Here is a 16804-nt window from a genome sequence, read left to right on the forward strand (position 1 = left end):
CAAAATAATGGGTAACAATATTCAAAATAGTCGACGCAATTTTATGAAGACGTTTGCGTTGGGAGCTACTGCAATAGGGGTCGGATTTGTTACGGCATCCGAGCCAGTGCTGGCTGCTACCATTGAGACCGATTTCAAAGGACTGAAGGCTGGCGAGCAGATAATTCCAGTTGGTAGTTTTCAGTTACCTGCATATGTTTCGCGCCCAGAAAATGCCAAAGGATCTTTGCCTGTCATTATTGTGGTGAGCGAAATTTTTGGTGTTCATGAATATATTACTGACGTTACACGGCGTTTTGCAAAGCTGGGTTATCTCGCCATTGCTCCAGAATTTTTTACTCGCGCAGGCGATCCAAACGCTTTCGGAACAATTGCAGAGATTCAGCAAAATATTGTTGCCAAAACACCTGATTCACAAGTTTTAAATGACTTACAGGCTGCTTTAGTCTGGGCTGGTAAAAATGGTGGGGATTTGAAAAGAGTTGGCGTTACTGGTTTCTGTTGGGGTGGCCGCATTACTTGGTTATCCGCAACCTTGCCTCAGGTACGTGCAGGCGTAGCTTGGTATGGACGACTCGTTGGTGAAAAGACAGAGAATAGCCCGCGTCATCCAGTAGATATCGCAGCAGACCTAAAAGCTCCGGTACTTGGTTTATATGGAGCGGCTGATACTGGTATTTCCTTGGAGAGCGTTGACCAAATGCGCGCTGCTTTAGCGCAAGCAGCCCCCAAGAATCCAGCAGCAAAAGCTTGTCAGTTTGAGATTTATCCTGATACGCCTCATGCATTTCACGCAGACTATCGCGCCAGTTATCGCGAAGGCCCAGCAAAGGATAGTTGGGAAAAGTGCCTCGCTTGGTTTAAGAAAATGGGAGTAGCGTAAGCGTAATGACTGTTTTACAAAGCATTCTCTTGGTTACAGCGTTAGCGGGCACTGCGAGCGTATTAGTTGCAGCAAGCTGCTCTTTAGCCATGCTTTCCAAGATGGTCAACAACATGGTGAGTTTGTCTGTTGGCATTTTGCTGGCTACAGCATTACTCCATTCATTGCCTGAGGCCTTTAGCATGGAGGGCACAAAGCCTCAGCTTTTATTTGCCACTTTGCTTGGTGGTCTTTTAGGCTTTTTCTTGCTTGAGAAAATTGCCCTGTTGCGTCATGACCATCATCATGAGGGTGATGGTCACCACCATCATTATGGGCATGATGCAGAAAATGCTGGGCGAAGCGGCTGGATGATTTTGGTGGGGGATGGCATTCATAACCTTGTAGATGGCATCTTGATAGCCGCTGCATTTATGGCCGACTATCAGGTGGGGATGTTTACAGCGATAGCGATCATTGCGCATGAGATTCCACAAGAGATCGGCGACTTCATCGTCTTGCTTAATGCTGGCTTCTCGCGTGCGCGTGCCCTGTTGTATAATTTTATCTGCGGTTTATCAGCGGTAGTCGGTGGCGTGCTTGCATACTTCTTCTTGGAGCGGGCACATGCAGCCATGCCTTATTTGCTGGTCATTGCTTCTAGTAGTTTTATTTATATTGCGGTGAGTGATTTGATTCCGCAAATGCACCGTCGTCCACACTGGGCTGAATCTTTGCGTCAAACAATATTGATTGCTTGTGGCGTAGGATTTGTCGTCCTACTATCGCTCTTGCACTAATTTAGAGCTCAACTGGGCGAGCAGAGTCTGCGTACCACTCGCTCCAACTTCCTGCATAAAGGCGTGAGCCTTTAAACCCTGCGACTTCCATAGCTAGCAGATTATGACAAGCAGTTACTCCAGATCCACATTGATGAATCACTTCGGAGGCTTTAATTGGGCCGAGAAATTCTGAAAACTCTTTGAGAACAACTGTTCCGGAGTCTTAAATGCAGTTGCATTGAGATTATTTTTAAAGAAGCGATTCAGGGCACCAGGTATATGGCCACCAACAGGATCAAGCGTTTCATTTTGTCCATGAAAGCGGTCATCCGCTCGTGCATCGATGACCTTATTTTTCTTTGACTGAAGATTGCCAAGGACTTCATCAACGAGAACTAATCCTGCAAAGGGCATCACCCCAACGGCCTGGGTACATGGATTAGGTAATCCAGGAATGGTACCCATCGGACTATTCCACGCGTCCAAACCGCCATCTAGAACGCGAACATGGGCATGACCTGTGGCTTTGAGCATCCACCATAAGCGACTAGCGTATACCGAGCCTTGCTTATCGTAAGCAACAACCAAGGTATTGGGGCTAATACCCAAACGCGTTTTGGTTTGCGCCCAAGCCTCTGGGCTAGGAAGAGGGTGCCTACCGTTAGATCCAATCTTGTTGCCCGACATATCATTATCGAGATTGACATAAATTGCGCCAGGGATATGACTTTCTTCGTAAGATTTTTTACCACTTTGTGGATCCGCTAGATCAAAGCGACAATCGCACAGCAAGACATTCTCGCCACTATTGAGGATTTCTTTTAATTGATTCGCTGAGATTAGAGGAGTCATGATGCTTCCTGTTTTATGTGACGAGAGCGTTATATGAAAACTATCAAACTGAGTTGATTGTGCGCCTTCAAATTTCATGACGCGACGATACCATTCATGAAAGTGCTGCATACCGTCTTCCATTGGACTTTGATATGGACCTACTTCATTGATGCCGCGCGCCAGTAGGGCTGCACGTCCTTGGTCCATGCGTTCGCCGATTTCATCATCTTCGATGCAAGTTTCCATATAAGCTGCACGCTCTGCTTCTAAAAACTCGCGCTCGAATAATGCAATTTCTTCTGGGTAGAACTCCACAATATTGCGAGTTTTACCAGGCCCCATAGGGTGCAGTGTTGATACGCAGAGAACTCCTGGATACCACTCCACCATGACATTAGGATAGTAGGTAAGCCAAATGACGCCGTGGCGTGGGGCCTTTGCCGTCAAATTGGCGCAGGACAGCCTCATACCAGTTACGGTAAGTTGACGAACCCGGGGTTTGTAAATCTTTATGAATACCTACCGTTTGTACGCTATGCCAATCACTAAACTCCCAATGCAAATCTTCGCAAGAAACAAACTTGCCTAAACCTGGGTGGAAAGGAACAACGTGATAGTCCTCCAAAAAACCTCGATGAATGTTTTCCAGTTGTAGTTGCATTCATGTACTTCAACATGGTCTAGAACATAACCATCAAACTTGAGGTCGTCAGCTACGCCGAGTTTGGCAAGATCAGAACGCACATCGTGCGGACCTTCAAACAGTAGCCCTTGCCAATTCTGCAGAGGGGACTTACCCAGATTTAGACATGGCTTATCTTCAAAGTGTGGAGCACCTAATAGAGTGCCACCTAAGTCATAAGTCCAACGATGTAATGGGCCAAACAATATTGTCTGCTTTGCCACCGCCATTGAGCATGAGCGCTTGACGGTGACGACAAACGTTTGAAAGAAGTTCTACGCCGGATTCATTGCGAACCAGAATGCGACCTTCATTTTCCGCACTTAAAGTTTGATACGAGCTAATTTCAGGCACCATTAATTCATGGCCGACATAGCCTGGTCCCTGCTTAAAAAGCAGTTCAATTTCCCGCTGATACAAGTCAGCGTCAAAGTATGCCGAAACCGGCAGTTGTAGATTGGACGGCGCAAGCTTCTGCGCGGTAGCCAGATTAGTCATTCTCCCCACCCCCGAAAACATCAGCCGAAGCTAAGCGGAATAACCAATCCAACCATCGACGGATCGATATTGGAAAGGAAGGGGTGGATTATACCCATCCAAAAGGCTTCTCGCTTTAAGATGTGGGGTTATCCGTGTAGGAAATAGGAAGGAAATTACTTGTGCCAGCTAAGAAGTCAGAGAACCCAAAACCTGGTCTCGAGGTCCAAATTGACCCCGAATTACGCTATGAAGAAGCAGTAAAAGAGCTAGAAAAGCTGATTTCCGATATGGAATCTGGCAAATTTTCCCTAGAAGAAACATTGCTGGCTTATCAGAGGGGCGCAGCTTTGCTAAAACACTGTCAAGGTATGTTGGCTCAAGTTGAGCAACAGGTTCGAGTATTTGAGGCCTAATGACCAACGTTTTTCAATTTCAAGAATGGGTTAATGCCCATTCTCAGCGAGCTGAGTGGGCTCTAGATCGCTTGCTCGATTCTGCGCAGACTGTCCCGCAGCGATTGCATGAAGCCATGCGCTATGCCGCACAAGGCGGAGGGAAGCGTATTCGCCCTTTGTTGGTCTATGCGGCAGGACAACTTAGTGTTGGTTCAGAGACTGTAAATGGAGATGTCTTGGATGCAGCGGCTGTAGCGATAGAGTGTATTCATGCTTACTCGCTAGTGCATGATGATATGCCTTGCATGGATGATGATGACTTGCGTCGCGGTCGTCCAACGGTTCACAAGGCCTTTGATGAAGCCACCGCACTCTTAGTTGGGGATGCCTTGCAAACCCGTGCCTTTGAAATTTTGGCTAATGCACATGGTGATGCTGAAGTTCAACTGCGCATGATGAAGGCTTTGGCAGCCGCTTCTGGATCCCGTGGGATGGCCGGTGGGCAGGCGATTGACCTTGAGAGTGTTGGCAAAAAACTCGATCTCGTGGGTTTGAAGCAAATGCATGCCATGAAGACCGGTGCCTTACTAACCTGTGCAGTGGAGTTGGGCGGCATTGCCGCGCATTTGCAAAGCTCCCAAATGGAGCAACTACAACGTTATTCAAAAGTTCTGGGTTTGGCATTTCAGATTGTGGATGATGTACTGGATGCCACCGCTGATAGTCAAACCCTCGGTAAGACAGCTGGTAAAGACGCTGCCAATGACAAGCCAACCTATATCACTTTGATGGGTTTAGACTATGCACAGAAACAAGCTAAAGAACTCCAGGAAACCGCTATAGCGAGCTTGGATGGATTTGGCGAGCAAGCCCAAGCATTAAAAGATTTGGCTCTCTTGGTGGTTAATAGAAGTAAATAAGAGAAACAGATTCTTACAGATTATGAAGATTCAATGACTTTAGATTCCATCAACTCCCCTACCGAACTCAAAAAACTCTCACGCGAAGAGCTTCCTGTTTTAGCTGAGCAGTTACGTGAGTTTGTTTTGGATTCAGTATCTAAAACAGGCGGTCATCTTTCATCCAATTTAGGAACTGTGGAGTTATCAATTGCATTGCATTATGTATTTGACACGCCAGACGATCGCATTGTATGGGATGTGGGGCATCAAAGTTATCCGCATAAAATTCTCACTGGTCGACGTGAACGCATGAACACATTGCGTCAATACAAAGGACTCTCTGGATTTCCGCATCGCTCTGAGAGTGAGTTTGATGCATTTGGTACAGGCCATTCATCAACCAGTATTTCTGCTGCAATGGGAATGGCGCGGGCATTTCAAACCAAAGGTGAGCGACATGTGTCGGTAGCAGTCATTGGTGATAGCGCGATGACGGGGGGCCAAGCTTTCGAGGCCATGAATAATGCAGGCGTGTATGACGACCTGCCATTAGTTGTTATTTTGAATGACAACGATATGTCTATCTCGCCAGCAGTAGGTGCGCTTAATCGTCACTTGGCAAGATTGCTCAGCGGCAACATTTACTCAGCAACTAAAAAAGGGATTGATAGCGTTTTGTCGATTGCACCGCCATTGCGTGAGTTCGCTAAACGCCTTGAAGATCATGCCAAAGGCATGGTTTCTCCATCGACCATTTTTCAGGAGTTTGGCTTTAATTACTTCGGCCCGATCGATGGTCACGACCTTGATGCCTTGATTCCGATGTTGCAAAATGTCCACCGTTTGGCCCTTGAAGGGCGCGGCCCGCAGCTCTTACATGTAGTGACCAAAAAAGGTCAAGGCTATGAGTTGGCTGAGGCTGATCCGGTGCTGTATCACGGACCAAGTAAATTTAATTCTGAAGAGGGTGTTAAAAAATCGACTGCTAGCAAAAAAACCTTTACTCAAGTCTTTAGTGAGTGGTTGTGCGATATGGCGCATGCCGATCCTATGCTCATTGGTATTACTCCTGCTATGCGTGAAGGTTCTGGCTTAGTTGAGTTTGAAAAGAATTTCCCAAAGCGTTACTACGATGTAGGTATTGCTGAGCAACATGCAGTGACATTTGCAGCGGGTATGGCATGCGAAGGCATGAAACCCGTGGTGGCGATATATTCCACTTTCTTACAGCGTGGGTATGACCAACTGATTCATGACGTAGCGTTGCAAGATTTACCCGTATTGTTTGCGCTTGATCGCGCAGGCTTGGTTGGCGCTGATGGCGCTACTCATGCAGGTGCGTATGACATTCCATTCTTGCGTTGTATCCCGAATATGTTGGTGTTGACACCAGCAGATGAAGCGGAGTGCCGTGATTTATTAACGACAGCTTTTCATCAACCACACCCAAGTGCAGTTCGCTATCCACGTGGTTCGGGTGTTGGAACCATCCCATCAAAAGAGCTGAGAACTGTACCTCTAGGTAAAGGTGAGATACGACGCAAATCGGGTGCGCCCACTGGACAGCGTGTAGCAATTTTGTCATTTGGCACTTTGCTCTACTCGGCACTTGAGGTGGCTGAAGGTATTGATGCCACAGTGGCCAATATGCGTTTTGTGAAACCCCTCGATATAGATTTAATTCAATCTTTGGCTGTAGACTACGATTATTTTGTGACAATTGAAGATGGCGCGATTGCTGGCGGAGCTGGAAGCGCTTGCTTAGAGGCACTTTCTAAGCTTGGAATTAACAAGCCCCTCTTGCAGTTAGGCCTTCCTGACCAATTCATCGAACACGGTGAATATAACCTGTTGATGACTAAGTGTGGCTTGGATGTGGAGGGCATCACTAACTCCATAAAACAGCGTTTTCCGGCTGTAGTAGCCATAAATTCAGTGCTGGCAGGCAAATAAGCCTGTTTTGCCTGAAAATAGAGCTATGAATGATATGAATCCCGCCTTTTTAAAAGCTAGCGCAATGCCTGACATCCAATCCACTTTGGATGAGCGTGCATTGCCGATTGAGCAGGTGGGTATTCGTGGAGTGCGACATCCGCTGACTATTCGCAGCAAGACTGGTAACTTTCCTTCAGTGGGTCTTTTTGAGATGGACGTTGCGTTGCCTGCGCATGTGAAAGGTACTCACATGTCACGCTTTATGGCTTTGTTGCAAAAACAAGATGTCGCAGTGGATAGCAGTTCGGTGGTGGCGATGGTGCGTGAGATGTTGCCTTTGCTCGATGCTAAAGAAGGGCATGTGCAATTTACTTATACTCACTTCGTCAAAAAAGCAGCGCCTGTATCCGGTGTAGAAAGTTTGATGGATTATGAAGTGACTTGGATGGCTACTGCCAAACAAAATACTTCTGGTAGCGCTGATGTTGAGTTAAGTTTGCGTGCGCAAGTTCCAGTAATGAGTTTATGCCCGTGCTCAAAAGAAATTTCTGATTTTGGTGCGCATAACCAGCGCTCACATGTAACGATGTCAGTAGTATTAGATGCTGAAACTAAAATGACAGTCGAAGACTTAGTGGCTGCTGCTGAGAGCGAAGCCTCTAGTGAGTTGTGGGGCTTACTAAAGCGCCCTGACGAGAAGTGGGTTACCGAGCGTTCATACAGTAATCCAAAGTTTGTGGAAGACTTAGTGCGCGATGTTGCTGGCAGACTCAAGGCAGATCAGCGTATTCAATCTTTTGTGGTTGAAGCTGAGAACTTCGAGTCTATACACAACCATAGCGCATTTGCCCGTATTAGCTTAGATAAAAAATCTCAATAAGCTAAAACAGCAGTTCATTAATCACTTCAAATTATTGCTTTGTAAATCCCAGCGGGGTTTGATATCAAATGCTCCAGATAATGTGGAGCCATTATTTTTAGCAAGCATTCGTAGTGCTCCTGCAAACGCAATCATCACACCATTGTCGGTGCATAACTCTAGCGGCGGATAATGCACTTCAAAACCATTACGCGTTGCTTTATCATTAAGTGCTTTACGTAATTGCAAATTGGCACCAACACCACCAGCAAGCACTAAGTGTTTGCAACCAGTTTGCATAAGTGCTTTTTCAGATTTGCTGACTAGAACAGCGACGATGGAGTCGACAAAACTTCTAGCGAGATCGGCATGAAATTGCGCAATCTCATTGGCGTCCACTATATTTTTCTTGGCAAATTTTTTGGTTTGATTGAGAATTGCAGTTTTTAGGCCGGAGAAGGAAAAATCTAAATCACCTGAATGCAGCATGGGTTTTGGGAGATCAAAAATTCCAGGCCGCCCTTTTTCAGCGAGCTTAGAAATTACTGCGCCACCCGGGTAATCCAAGCCAAGTAACTTCGCTGTTTTATCAAAGGCTTCTCCCGCGGCATCATCCAAAGTCTCGCCAAGCAGTTCATATTGCCCAATTCCTGAGACCTTCATCAGTTGAGTGTGCCCTCCTGATACCAGAAGGGCAATAAATGGAAACTGTGGAGCGGTCTGACCTAGAAGTGGGGAAAGTAGGTGCCCTTCAAGGTGATGCACCCCAATTGATGGCAAATTGAGACCCTGGGCCAGCGATTTAGCAAATGCGCTGCCTACGAGGAGGGCGCCAGCCAAACCGGGGCCCTGGGTGAATGCCACCGCATCAATATCGGTTAATTTGAGCCCAGATTGGGCTAAAGATTGGTCTAAAAGGGGTAAAACTCGACGAATATGGTCGCGAGAGGCCAATTCCGGTACAACGCCCCCGTAGTCACGGTGCATGGCGATCTGGGAGTGCAAACCCTGTCCCAGAATGCCCTGGAAGGCAGGTTTACCCTCTTCCCAGGGGGTGGTGTTGTATAAAGCCACCCCAGTCTCGTCGCAAGAAGTTTCTATTCCTAAAACAATCATTTTTTGTCGTTGTCGTGCTAGAATTGCAGTTTAGTTAATTTTTCGATATTTTTCGAGCATATACGAGTTAAACAAGTATGACTACAGTCCGCCTCCGCGAAAACGAACCATTTGAAGTGGCATTGCGCCGTTTCAAGCGCACTATTGAAAAGAATGGCCTTTTGACCGACTTGCGTGCGCGCGAGTTCTATGAGAAGCCAACGGCTGAGCGTAAGCGTAAGAAGGCTGCTGCTGCTAAGCGTCACTATAAGCGTATTCGCAGCCAAATGTTGCCTAAAAAGCTTTACTAATAGAATTTAAAAGCTCTCTTCACCGAGAAGCTTTGAAACCCGCTGACGGTGAAACGCAGCGGGTTTTTGTTTTTTTAAATTGCCAAATACTGCTAGATGTATTCAACATTAGGAATCAAGCCATGACTTTAAAAGACCAAATTACCGAAGATATGAAAAACGCGATGCGCGCTAAAGAAGTTGAGCGCCTGGGAACGATTCGTCTTTTGTTGGCTGCAATTAAGCAACGTGAAGTCGATGAACGTATTGTGGTCGATGATGCGGGTGTGATTGCGACCGTTGAAAAAATGATTAAACAACGCAAAGACTCAATCGCTCAGTTTGAAAAAGCAGGACGCGATGATTTAGTGGCTGTTGAAGCTGCCGAGATGGTTATTTTGCAAGCCTATTTGCCTGCGCAATTATCCGATGCTGAAGTTGAGGCTGCTGTAGCTGCCGCAGTAAGTTCTACGGGAGCTGCTGGACCACAAGATATGGGTAAAGTCATCGGCGTACTCAAAGGTCAGTTAGCAGGTAAGGCTGACATGGGTAAAGTTTCTGGCTTGGTTAAAGCGGCGCTAGCAAAGTAATACGTAGCCTACTTAGTATATTGCTCAGTAAAACAGACTCATACTACTAGCCATATGGCACTTATTCCACAATCCTTCATTGCCGATCTATTAAATTGGGTTGATATTGTTGACGTAGTTGGGCAGCACGTAAAGTTAAAAAAAGCAGGCGCAAATTTTCAAGGTTTATGCCCCTTTCACTCAGAGAAATCACCTTCCTTTTCGGTGTCGTCTACTAAGCAGTTCTATCACTGCTTTGGTTGCGGGGCGCATGGCTCTGCCATTAGTTTCTTAATGGAATACTCTGGTCTCGGTTATGTAGATGCGATTGAAGATCTTGCTCGTTCAGCGGGCTTAGATGTTCCTCGAGAAGAGCGGACTGCTAACGATGTAGCTCGTCAACAGCAAGCAATGGCGTTGAGCGAAGTCATGAATTCATCTGCAGACTGGTATCGCACTCAACTTAAAGGGAACGCAAGAGCGGTTGAATACCTCAAGGGGCGCGGACTAACTGGTGAAATAGCCAAGCGCTATGCTCTCGGCTATGCACCTGATGGCTGGCAGGGCCTTGAAGCTGTTTTTGGCCCTTACTCCAATGATGAAGTCGCTAAAACTTTATTAGAAGGCGGTTTACTTATTCAGAGTGAGCCCTCAGAAGCTGGTCAGCTTGTTAAACGCTACGATCGATTCCGTGATCGCATCATGTTTCCTATTCGTAATCCTAAAGGTCAAACCATAGGATTTGGTGGAAGAATTCTGGATCAAGGCAAACCTAAGTATTTAAATTCTCCTGAGACGCCGCTGTTTTCAAAGGGCAATACGCTCTATGGATTGTTTGAAGCAAGGCAAGCTATTCGCGCACAAGAATTTGTGCTGGTCTGTGAAGGCTATATGGATGTTGTTGCATTAGCTCAATTGGGATTTCCAAATGCGGTGGCAACTTTGGGTACTGCGTGCACAGCAAACCATGTTCGTATGCTCTTACGACAAACCGATAAAGCAGTGTTCTCGTTCGATGGTGATTCTGCTGGCCAACGAGCAGCACAACGCGCGCTAGAGGCTTGTTTGCCGTTAATGTTTGATGATAAAGAAATCCGTTTCTTATTTTTACCAACAGAACACGATCCCGATAGTTATGTTCGTGCTTATGGTGCGCCCGCTTTTGAAAAGGTGATCAAGGAGGCAATGTCTATCTCCAGCTTTTTCTTTAAAGTGGTGAGTGAAGGACATGAGTTAACTACCCCAGAAGGGCGGGCTCAAACACACCATGCTGCAAAACCACTTTTACTCTCGATGCCGCCAATTGCGTTGCGCACTCAAATCTTACGAGAACTTGCTATTCGAACTAACACCACACCTGCTGAGCTTGAGGCATTTTGTGGCTTAACTGTGGTACCTGCACCTGTTCGTCAAACTACTTATCAGCCGGCGCAGATAAACCAAAATAATCAGAATCATTTTTCCAGCAATGGAAATCGGCAGGGTGCTCCTTGGCAGGCATCCAAAGGATCTGCAAAACGGGTTGCCACGCAAAACATTGATCCGCCTAAGGCACCCACTGATTTGGCCGAGCAAATATTACGAGTCATTATTCAATTTCCGCATTTAGGCAAAGCGTTAGATGCTAACAAGCGAACTCTCGCTCTAAACGCAGCAGAGCAAAGATCTCAAAAGGCCCATGCTTTGATGAGGGATCTTTTTTCTCAGTGTGATCTAGTGGAGCAAATTCTAGGCGAGGATGGCAAGACGGCAACTGTTGGAGCGGGTGCATTTGCCATGTTCCAAGATCAACTCTCGCGAAGTGAGCTTGCTCCCCTGTATGAAGTATTGAGAAATCGAGTGATGGGTTCTGATGTGGAATTGGAGGGTGCTACCGCCGATCTTGAAGGCGCCTTCAAAAAACTGGAATTGACCCACTTAAAGCAAGAAATGACAGAAATTGCTCAAAAAATTGCAGGCAGTACTGCGACGGAGCAAGATCGAGCTCGCTACCGAGAATTGGGTGAAAAGCTCAAATTCTCGTAAAAATTTCCTGAAACACCCCTAGAAATCGACTTAAATTTCCCCATATTTTTTATTGAGGAAGGGGTAAAAAAAGTCGCAATCGACTATAATCTTCTGTTCCCAAGAAAAAACCGATTTAATTCAGCCACTTACGCTTTATTTTGATGAAATTTGGGGTAAGTGGGTAAGTGAGTTACGGGGCTGTGTGTTTCATCAGTCGATATCAATAACAGTAATGTGAGTAAGTGCTAATAAAATGCCAAATACCAAGACCAAAAAACCAGCTCCAAAAGCAAAAACACCTGCTAAACCAGTAAAAGCCGCAGCAAAACCAGCTGCAAAGGCAAAAGCACCAGCAAAGCCTGCTCCGAAAGCAAAGGTTCCAGCCAAACCAGTAAAAGTGGTTGCTAAAGCGCCTGCTAAGCCAGTTAAAGCTGCAGCAAAGCCAGATCCAAAGGCAAAAGCTCCAGCTAAGCCAGTTAAAGCTGCAGCAAAGCCAGATCCAAAGGCAAAAGCTCCAGCTAAGCCAGTTAAAGCTGCAGCAAAGCCAGATCCAAAGGCAAAAGCTCCAGCTAAGCCAGTTAAAGCTGCAGCAAAGCCAGATCCAAAGGCAAAAGCTCCAGCTAAGCCAGTTAAAGCTGCTGCAAAACCTATTGCCAAAACACCGGCCAAGCCAGTTGCTAAAACTGAAGTCAAAGTTGAGCCTGTAAAAAAAGGTAAGACTGCGGCTGCCCCTAAGGTTGAGCCTGCAAAAGAAGTTAAAGCGGCAAAAGAGACTAAAGATAAAAAAGCCAAAGTTGCTGAGCTTGAAGTTCCAGCGGTTGAAGAGGAGAAGAAGCGCGGACGTAAGGCAAAAGCGGATGCGCCTGCCGAGAATGCAGAACCAGTTTTAACCGACCGTCAAAAGGCGCGTGAGCGTAAAGCAAAAGAGAAAGCACTCTTAAAAGAATTCGCTGCACAACAGCTAGGTACGGAAGAGCAGCAAGAACTTCGTCGTGCTCGCTTGAAGACATTGATCAAGGTGGGTATGTCCAAGGGTTATTTAACCCATGGAGAGATGAATGACGTGATGTCTGATGAGTTATCTGATGCTGATGCATTAGAAACTCTAATTAGCTTGCTCAATGACATTGGTATTCCTGTTTATGAACAAGCGCCTGATGCTGAAACATTAATCCTCTCTGACAATACAGCCGCTGCTGCTTCTGAAGAAGAGGCAGAGGAAGAGGCTGAAGCTGCTTTATCTACAGTGGATTCAGAATTCGGTCGAACTACTGATCCAGTTCGTATGTATATGCGTGAGATGGGCACGGTAGATCTTTTAACTCGCGAAGGTGAGATTGTCATTGCTAAGAAGATTGAAGCCGGACTCAAAGATATGGTGATGGCTTTGGCCGCTTGCCCTGTGACTATTGCTGAGATTTTGAGTAACGTCGACAAGATCGCTAGTGGTAAGATGGAGATTGATCAATTTGTTGATGGTTTGGTTGATCCAAACGCGGAAGATATTAAGCTTGGCCCTGAAGAGCCGGAAATTGACCCGGATGCTGAAGATGAAGAAGATGACAGCGACGATGAGGGTGGCGGAGGTGGTGCTGCGACAGCTAACGCCAAGCAATTAGAAGAGTTGAAGCAAATTTCTCTAGAGAAATTTGCAATTGTTCGTGCGCAAGCCGACAAGATGCGTCGTGCCTTTGATAAAGATGGCTATAACTGTCCTGCATATATCAAGGCTCAAAACGCAATTCGTGCTGAATTACTCGGCTTCCGCTTAACTGCGAAAAGTGTTGAGAAGTTATGTGACACCATGCGTTCACAAGTAGACCAAGTATGGAAGTTGGAGCGCGGCATCGTCAGTTTGTTGGTAGATAAAGTTGGCGTAAATCGTGGTGAAGTATTAAAAGATTGCCCTAAGATGTCGATGGACTTGACTTGGACTGACAAGTTGCTTAAAGAAAATAAGCCTTACAGCGCACTCTTACAACGTAACGTTCCTGCTATTCAAGAACTTCAACAGAAGTTGATTGATATTCAAAAGAACGTGGTTATCCCGCTACCAGAATTAAAAGAAGTGAATAAGCAAATGATTGCGGGCGAGAAGCGAGCTCGTGAGGCGAAACATGAAGTGACAGTAGCAAACTTACGTTTGGTGGTCTCCATTGCTAAGAAGTACACCAACCGTGGCTTGCAGTTCTTGGACTTGATTCAAGAAGGCAATATTGGTTTGATGAAGGCGGTAGATAAGTTTGAATACCGCCGTGGATATAAGTTCTCAACCTATGCAACTTGGTGGATTCGTCAAGCAATTACTCGTTCTATTGCTGACCAGGCGCGTACGATCCGTATCCCTGTTCACATGATTGAGACTATCAACAAGATGAACCGTATCAGCCGTCAGATCTTGCAAGAAACTGGTCACGAGCCAGACGCTGCAACATTGGCTTTGAAAATGGAGATTCCTGAAGACAAGATTCGCAAGATCATGAAGATCGCTAAAGAGCCAATTTCTATGGAGACGCCAATTGGTGATGATGAAGATTCACATTTAGGTGACTTTATTGAAGACGGCAATACCTTGGCTCCAGCTGAAGCGGCATTACATGATTCGATGCGAGATGTTGTGAAGGATGTTCTTGACTCTTTAACACCTCGCGAAGCAAAAGTATTACATATGCGCTTTGGTGTTGAGATGAGTACTGACCACACACTCGAAGAAGTAGGTAAGCAATTTGACGTTACTCGTGAACGTATTCGTCAGATTGAGGCAAAGGCTTTACGTAAAATGCGTCACCCAAGCCGTAGCGACAAACTCAAAACTTTCCTCGAGGAAGATTGACCCAAAGACTAATGGGCCTATAGCTCAGTTGGTTAGAGCAGAGGACTCATAATCCTTTGGTCCCAGGTTCAAGTCCTGGTGGGCCCACCAATGAAATCAACGGCTTAGGGAGCGATTCTTAAGCCGTTTTTCTTTCAGCACCACTAGGTGTAGCAATCTATACGCATTTTCCAGTTCAATCCCAGTAAATATATATGGGTTCTGCTACTGAAGCAATGAACTGCTTACAGGGTCGTGAATTTAGGTCTTAAACCTTTTCCCTAGCTTTAATAATTCGTTATAAATCGTCTATCTATGGTCAAAATAAGTGATATTATTTTTTAAGTTAATTTCACGATAAGTAAATACAGGGATGACAATGAATCGGCAAATAATGAAACGATTAGTAGCCGCATCCGTTGCTACAACTTTGGCATTTGCCCCAATATTGGGTAATGCATGTACAGCAGTAAATATAGTAGCCAAAGATGGTTCTGTTGCTGCTGGAAGAACCATGGAGTGGGCTTTTGATATGAAATGGGAGCTGATTGCTAATCCTAAGGGCTCTACTATTGCTTCGACTGCGCCAGCCTCCACGAAGTTGCCGGCCGCAAACCTATCTACTAACTATGCTTTTGTTGGAGTTGCCCCTGGAGTGTTGCAAGGATCCCCAGCATTTTTAGAAGGCCAGAATGAAGCAGGTCTTGGCATTAGTGGAAATTTTTTACCTGGTTTTACTGAGTACCAAACAGTAACTCCACAAGACAAGAAATATGTTTCCGTATTGAATTTCGGTGGATTTGTGTTGGGATCTTTTGCTTCGATAAAAGAGGTCAAGGCAGAGATTCCTAAATATAAAGTTTGGTATGACCTGAGCGAGGTAAAGGGCATTCCAACGCCGCCATGGTTACATTATGTGATTGCTGATCGTAGTGGTGACAGCATTGTTGTTGAGTTTGTTAAGGGTCAAATGATCATCCATAACAATCTGGCAGGGGTATTAACGAATGCCCCACAACCTATGACTGGCACTTAAATAATCTGCGTAACTATTTATCGCTTACATCTACTGCAACCGCAGCAGTAACTGTGTGAATAACCTCAACGTTACTGAATTAGGGCAGGGCGGCGGCTTAATGGGCTTACCGACTGATTACACACCACCATCTCGCTTTGTTAGAGCGACTTATTTAAAACATTTTGCATATAAGCCAAACAATGTTATTGATGCCATGCAAGCTGCTGATCATGTCTTGAATAACGTGGATATTCCAGTAGGTGTTGCTAGATCTACCGATGGTAAGAACACTGTTTCCGATTACACCCAGTGGATCAATCTGAAAGACTTAAAAAACAATCGTATGAAAATTACGAATTATGCAAATCGTACAAACTTTATTGAGATTGATCTGAATCAGATATTTAAGTCTAGCAAATCCAAAGTATGGCAGATTGATAAATTGCCATTTCCTAAAAATGACCTAACAGCAGAGTTACTAAAATAAATCTCTAGAAAACCACCTCCGGGTGGTTTTTCTTTGAGCGTCAAATATTTTTAATCTTGCTTGCATTACTAATTCCCCCTAAAGAAAATTTATGAATATCAAGAATGTAAGAGAGCGTGCATTTAAGATGCCAGATTCAACTGGGTTTGGTGATTACACGGAATCAGGGCAGGTCATTCCAGTGCAATTTAATGGCGAGAGCGGATCGTATGTATAATTCAATGTATTTAAATGACGATACGCCAATTTCTGGCGGCCGTGAAATTTGGGGTTTTCCTAAAAAAGAAGCGGAACCAAGCGTGGTTCATGAAGGTGAGGTTATTGTCGGTAAGTTGCATTATGGAAGCGTACTGTGCGCCACCATGACCATGGGATTCAAACATCATGCTTTAATAAGTCAGATATTGAAGCTGCCCTTAAAAAACCGAATTACGTTCTGAAGATCATTCCTCATGTTGATGGAACACCTCGGATTTGTGAATTGCTTCGATATTTCCTTAAAAATATTGTTGTTAAGGAGGTTTGGATATCTCCAGCAGATCTCCAGCTTTTTAATCATGTCATGGCTGATGTTGCGAAACTGCCGGTCTTAGAGGTTTTATCTGCGAAGCATTTTTTGGTGGATATCACTCTAGAGCTAGGCGAGGTTGTTCATGACTATATGTTAGATTGATCGTTTTATGGTTTGTTGAAGGTTGGGTATTTACCAAACAAGCTGATACTGATACGCCTGCATTATTAAAAATTTGAGCTTTACTAATTTACATAGTTGAATAAGTTAACTAAAGGATTTAA

The 16804-nt window shown here is 45.2% G+C and carries 16 protein-coding genes, 1 tRNA gene and 2 pseudogenes; 16 read left to right on the plus strand and 3 right to left on the minus strand.

Features of this window, described 5'->3' with window-relative positions; genetic code table 11:
• The first annotated feature begins 7 nt into the window (after nucleotides 1-7).
• Together DXE37_RS02020 and DXE37_RS02025 are read left to right on the plus strand one after the other, a co-directional pair.
• Nucleotides 8-883 (plus strand): dienelactone hydrolase family protein, encoded by an 876-nt coding sequence (locus DXE37_RS02020; RefSeq protein WP_114636414.1) that lies wholly within the window; start codon nucleotides 8-10, stop codon nucleotides 881-883.
• Between the two features lie 5 nt (nucleotides 884-888).
• Nucleotides 889-1662, plus strand: a complete 774-nt coding sequence (locus DXE37_RS02025) for a ZIP family metal transporter (protein ID WP_114636415.1) — start codon at nucleotides 889-891, stop codon at nucleotides 1660-1662.
• A gap of 1 nt (nucleotide 1663) precedes the next feature.
• On the opposite strand, the pseudogene DXE37_RS02030 reads toward DXE37_RS02025, so the two are convergent.
• Both DXE37_RS02030 and DXE37_RS02035 read right to left on the minus strand, forming a co-directional pair.
• Nucleotides 1664-2496: pseudogene (locus DXE37_RS02030) on the minus strand (sulfurtransferase).
• A gap of 69 nt (nucleotides 2497-2565) precedes the next feature.
• Nucleotides 2566-3658 (minus strand): annotated as a pseudogene (locus DXE37_RS02035) (aromatic ring-hydroxylating oxygenase subunit alpha); the annotation flags it as partial.
• Between the two features lie 161 nt (nucleotides 3659-3819).
• Between DXE37_RS02035 and xseB the strand changes: the two are divergent.
• The 4 genes from xseB to folE2 are packed head-to-tail and all read left to right on the plus strand — an operon-like array spanning nucleotide 3820 to nucleotide 7752.
• A complete protein-coding gene (xseB, locus tag DXE37_RS02040) occupies nucleotides 3820-4053 on the plus strand; it encodes an exodeoxyribonuclease VII small subunit (protein ID WP_114636416.1) in 234 nt (77 codons plus the stop codon).
• Nucleotides 4053-4955: a polyprenyl synthetase family protein gene (locus tag DXE37_RS02045; protein ID WP_114636417.1), complete on the plus strand. Its 903-nt coding sequence runs from the start codon at nucleotides 4053-4055 to the stop codon at nucleotides 4953-4955. Before xseB ends, DXE37_RS02045 begins: the two co-directional genes overlap by 1 nt.
• 33 nt (nucleotides 4956-4988) lie before the next feature.
• The gene (dxs, locus tag DXE37_RS02050) at nucleotides 4989-6890 is read left to right on the plus strand and encodes a 1-deoxy-D-xylulose-5-phosphate synthase (protein WP_114636418.1); all 1902 of its coding nucleotides are present in this window, start codon (nucleotides 4989-4991) and stop codon (nucleotides 6888-6890) included.
• A 25-nt stretch (nucleotides 6891-6915) separates the two neighbouring features.
• Nucleotides 6916-7752 (plus strand): GTP cyclohydrolase FolE2, encoded by an 837-nt coding sequence (gene folE2, locus DXE37_RS02055; protein WP_114636419.1) that lies wholly within the window; start codon nucleotides 6916-6918, stop codon nucleotides 7750-7752.
• A gap of 21 nt (nucleotides 7753-7773) precedes the next feature.
• Here folE2 and tsaD read toward each other — a convergent pair whose 3' ends face one another.
• Nucleotides 7774-8847 (minus strand): tRNA (adenosine(37)-N6)-threonylcarbamoyltransferase complex transferase subunit TsaD, encoded by a 1074-nt coding sequence (tsaD, locus tag DXE37_RS02060; RefSeq protein WP_114636420.1) that lies wholly within the window; start codon nucleotides 8845-8847, stop codon nucleotides 7774-7776.
• Between the two features lie 77 nt (nucleotides 8848-8924).
• On the opposite strand from tsaD, the gene rpsU reads away from it, so the two are divergent.
• The 10 genes from rpsU (at nucleotide 8925) to DXE37_RS02095 (ending at nucleotide 16682) form a co-directional block, all read left to right on the plus strand.
• Complete coding sequence (gene rpsU / locus DXE37_RS02065) at nucleotides 8925-9137, plus strand: 30S ribosomal protein S21 (protein WP_011903537.1); 213 nt, start codon at nucleotides 8925-8927, stop codon at nucleotides 9135-9137.
• 122 nt (nucleotides 9138-9259) lie between these two features.
• Complete coding sequence (locus DXE37_RS02070; protein WP_114637510.1) at nucleotides 9260-9706, plus strand: GatB/YqeY domain-containing protein; 447 nt, start codon at nucleotides 9260-9262, stop codon at nucleotides 9704-9706.
• Nucleotides 9707-9760: 54 nt separating this feature from the next.
• Entirely contained in the window at nucleotides 9761-11710 is a 1950-nt protein-coding gene (gene dnaG / locus DXE37_RS02075) for a DNA primase (RefSeq protein WP_114636421.1), read from the plus strand.
• Between the two features lie 235 nt (nucleotides 11711-11945).
• Nucleotides 11946-14525 (plus strand): RNA polymerase sigma factor RpoD, encoded by a 2580-nt coding sequence (gene rpoD, locus DXE37_RS02080; RefSeq protein ID WP_114636422.1) that lies wholly within the window; start codon nucleotides 11946-11948, stop codon nucleotides 14523-14525.
• A gap of 13 nt (nucleotides 14526-14538) precedes the next feature.
• Nucleotides 14539-14615 (plus strand) — tRNA-Ile (locus DXE37_RS02085).
• A 283-nt stretch (nucleotides 14616-14898) separates the two neighbouring features.
• On the plus strand, nucleotides 14899-15540 hold the full coding sequence (locus tag DXE37_RS13230) for a linear amide C-N hydrolase (protein WP_269460256.1): 642 nt from the start codon (nucleotides 14899-14901) through the stop codon (nucleotides 15538-15540).
• 55 nt (nucleotides 15541-15595) lie between these two features.
• Complete coding sequence (locus DXE37_RS13235; RefSeq protein WP_197713046.1) at nucleotides 15596-16009, plus strand: linear amide C-N hydrolase; 414 nt, start codon at nucleotides 15596-15598, stop codon at nucleotides 16007-16009.
• A 91-nt stretch (nucleotides 16010-16100) separates the two neighbouring features.
• On the plus strand, nucleotides 16101-16226 hold the full coding sequence (locus DXE37_RS13240; protein ID WP_269460257.1) for an acetoacetate decarboxylase family protein: 126 nt from the start codon (nucleotides 16101-16103) through the stop codon (nucleotides 16224-16226).
• 4 nt (nucleotides 16227-16230) lie between these two features.
• The gene (locus DXE37_RS13245; protein ID WP_269460258.1) at nucleotides 16231-16449 is read left to right on the plus strand and encodes an acetoacetate decarboxylase family protein; all 219 of its coding nucleotides are present in this window, start codon (nucleotides 16231-16233) and stop codon (nucleotides 16447-16449) included.
• Complete coding sequence (locus tag DXE37_RS02095) at nucleotides 16362-16682, plus strand: acetoacetate decarboxylase family protein (RefSeq protein WP_269460259.1); 321 nt, start codon at nucleotides 16362-16364, stop codon at nucleotides 16680-16682. The genes DXE37_RS13245 and DXE37_RS02095 overlap by 88 nt, the downstream gene beginning before the upstream one ends.
• Nucleotides 16683-16804: the final 122 nt, after the last annotated feature.

The organism is Polynucleobacter necessarius, from assembly GCF_900095205.1.
GTDB lineage: Bacteria > Pseudomonadota > Gammaproteobacteria > Burkholderiales > Burkholderiaceae > Polynucleobacter > Polynucleobacter necessarius_E.

Excerpts from the sequence above, each read along its gene's own strand:
- DXE37_RS02020 (WP_114636414.1), top strand. The coding sequence starts at position 8 with ATGGGTAACAATATTCAAAATAGTCGACGCAATTTTATGAAGACGTTT.
- DXE37_RS02025 (WP_114636415.1), top strand. The coding sequence starts at position 889 with ATGACTGTTTTACAAAGCATTCTCTTGGTTACAGCGTTAGCGGGCACT.
- DXE37_RS02045 (WP_114636417.1), top strand. The coding sequence starts at position 4,053 with ATGACCAACGTTTTTCAATTTCAAGAATGGGTTAATGCCCATTCTCAG.
- dxs (WP_114636418.1), top strand. The coding sequence starts at position 4,989 with ATGACTTTAGATTCCATCAACTCCCCTACCGAACTCAAAAAACTCTCA.
- folE2 (WP_114636419.1), top strand. The coding sequence starts at position 6,916 with ATGAATGATATGAATCCCGCCTTTTTAAAAGCTAGCGCAATGCCTGAC.
- tsaD (WP_114636420.1), bottom strand. The coding sequence starts at position 8,847 with ATGATTGTTTTAGGAATAGAAACTTCTTGCGACGAGACTGGGGTGGCT.
- rpsU (WP_011903537.1), top strand. The coding sequence starts at position 8,925 with ATGACTACAGTCCGCCTCCGCGAAAACGAACCATTTGAAGTGGCATTG.
- DXE37_RS02070 (WP_114637510.1), top strand. The coding sequence starts at position 9,260 with ATGACTTTAAAAGACCAAATTACCGAAGATATGAAAAACGCGATGCGC.
- dnaG (WP_114636421.1), top strand. The coding sequence starts at position 9,761 with ATGGCACTTATTCCACAATCCTTCATTGCCGATCTATTAAATTGGGTT.
- rpoD (WP_114636422.1), top strand. The coding sequence starts at position 11,946 with ATGCCAAATACCAAGACCAAAAAACCAGCTCCAAAAGCAAAAACACCT.
- DXE37_RS13230 (WP_269460256.1), top strand. The coding sequence starts at position 14,899 with ATGAAACGATTAGTAGCCGCATCCGTTGCTACAACTTTGGCATTTGCC.
- DXE37_RS13240 (WP_269460257.1), top strand. The coding sequence starts at position 16,101 with ATGAATATCAAGAATGTAAGAGAGCGTGCATTTAAGATGCCAGATTCA.
- DXE37_RS13245 (WP_269460258.1), top strand. The coding sequence starts at position 16,231 with ATGTATTTAAATGACGATACGCCAATTTCTGGCGGCCGTGAAATTTGG.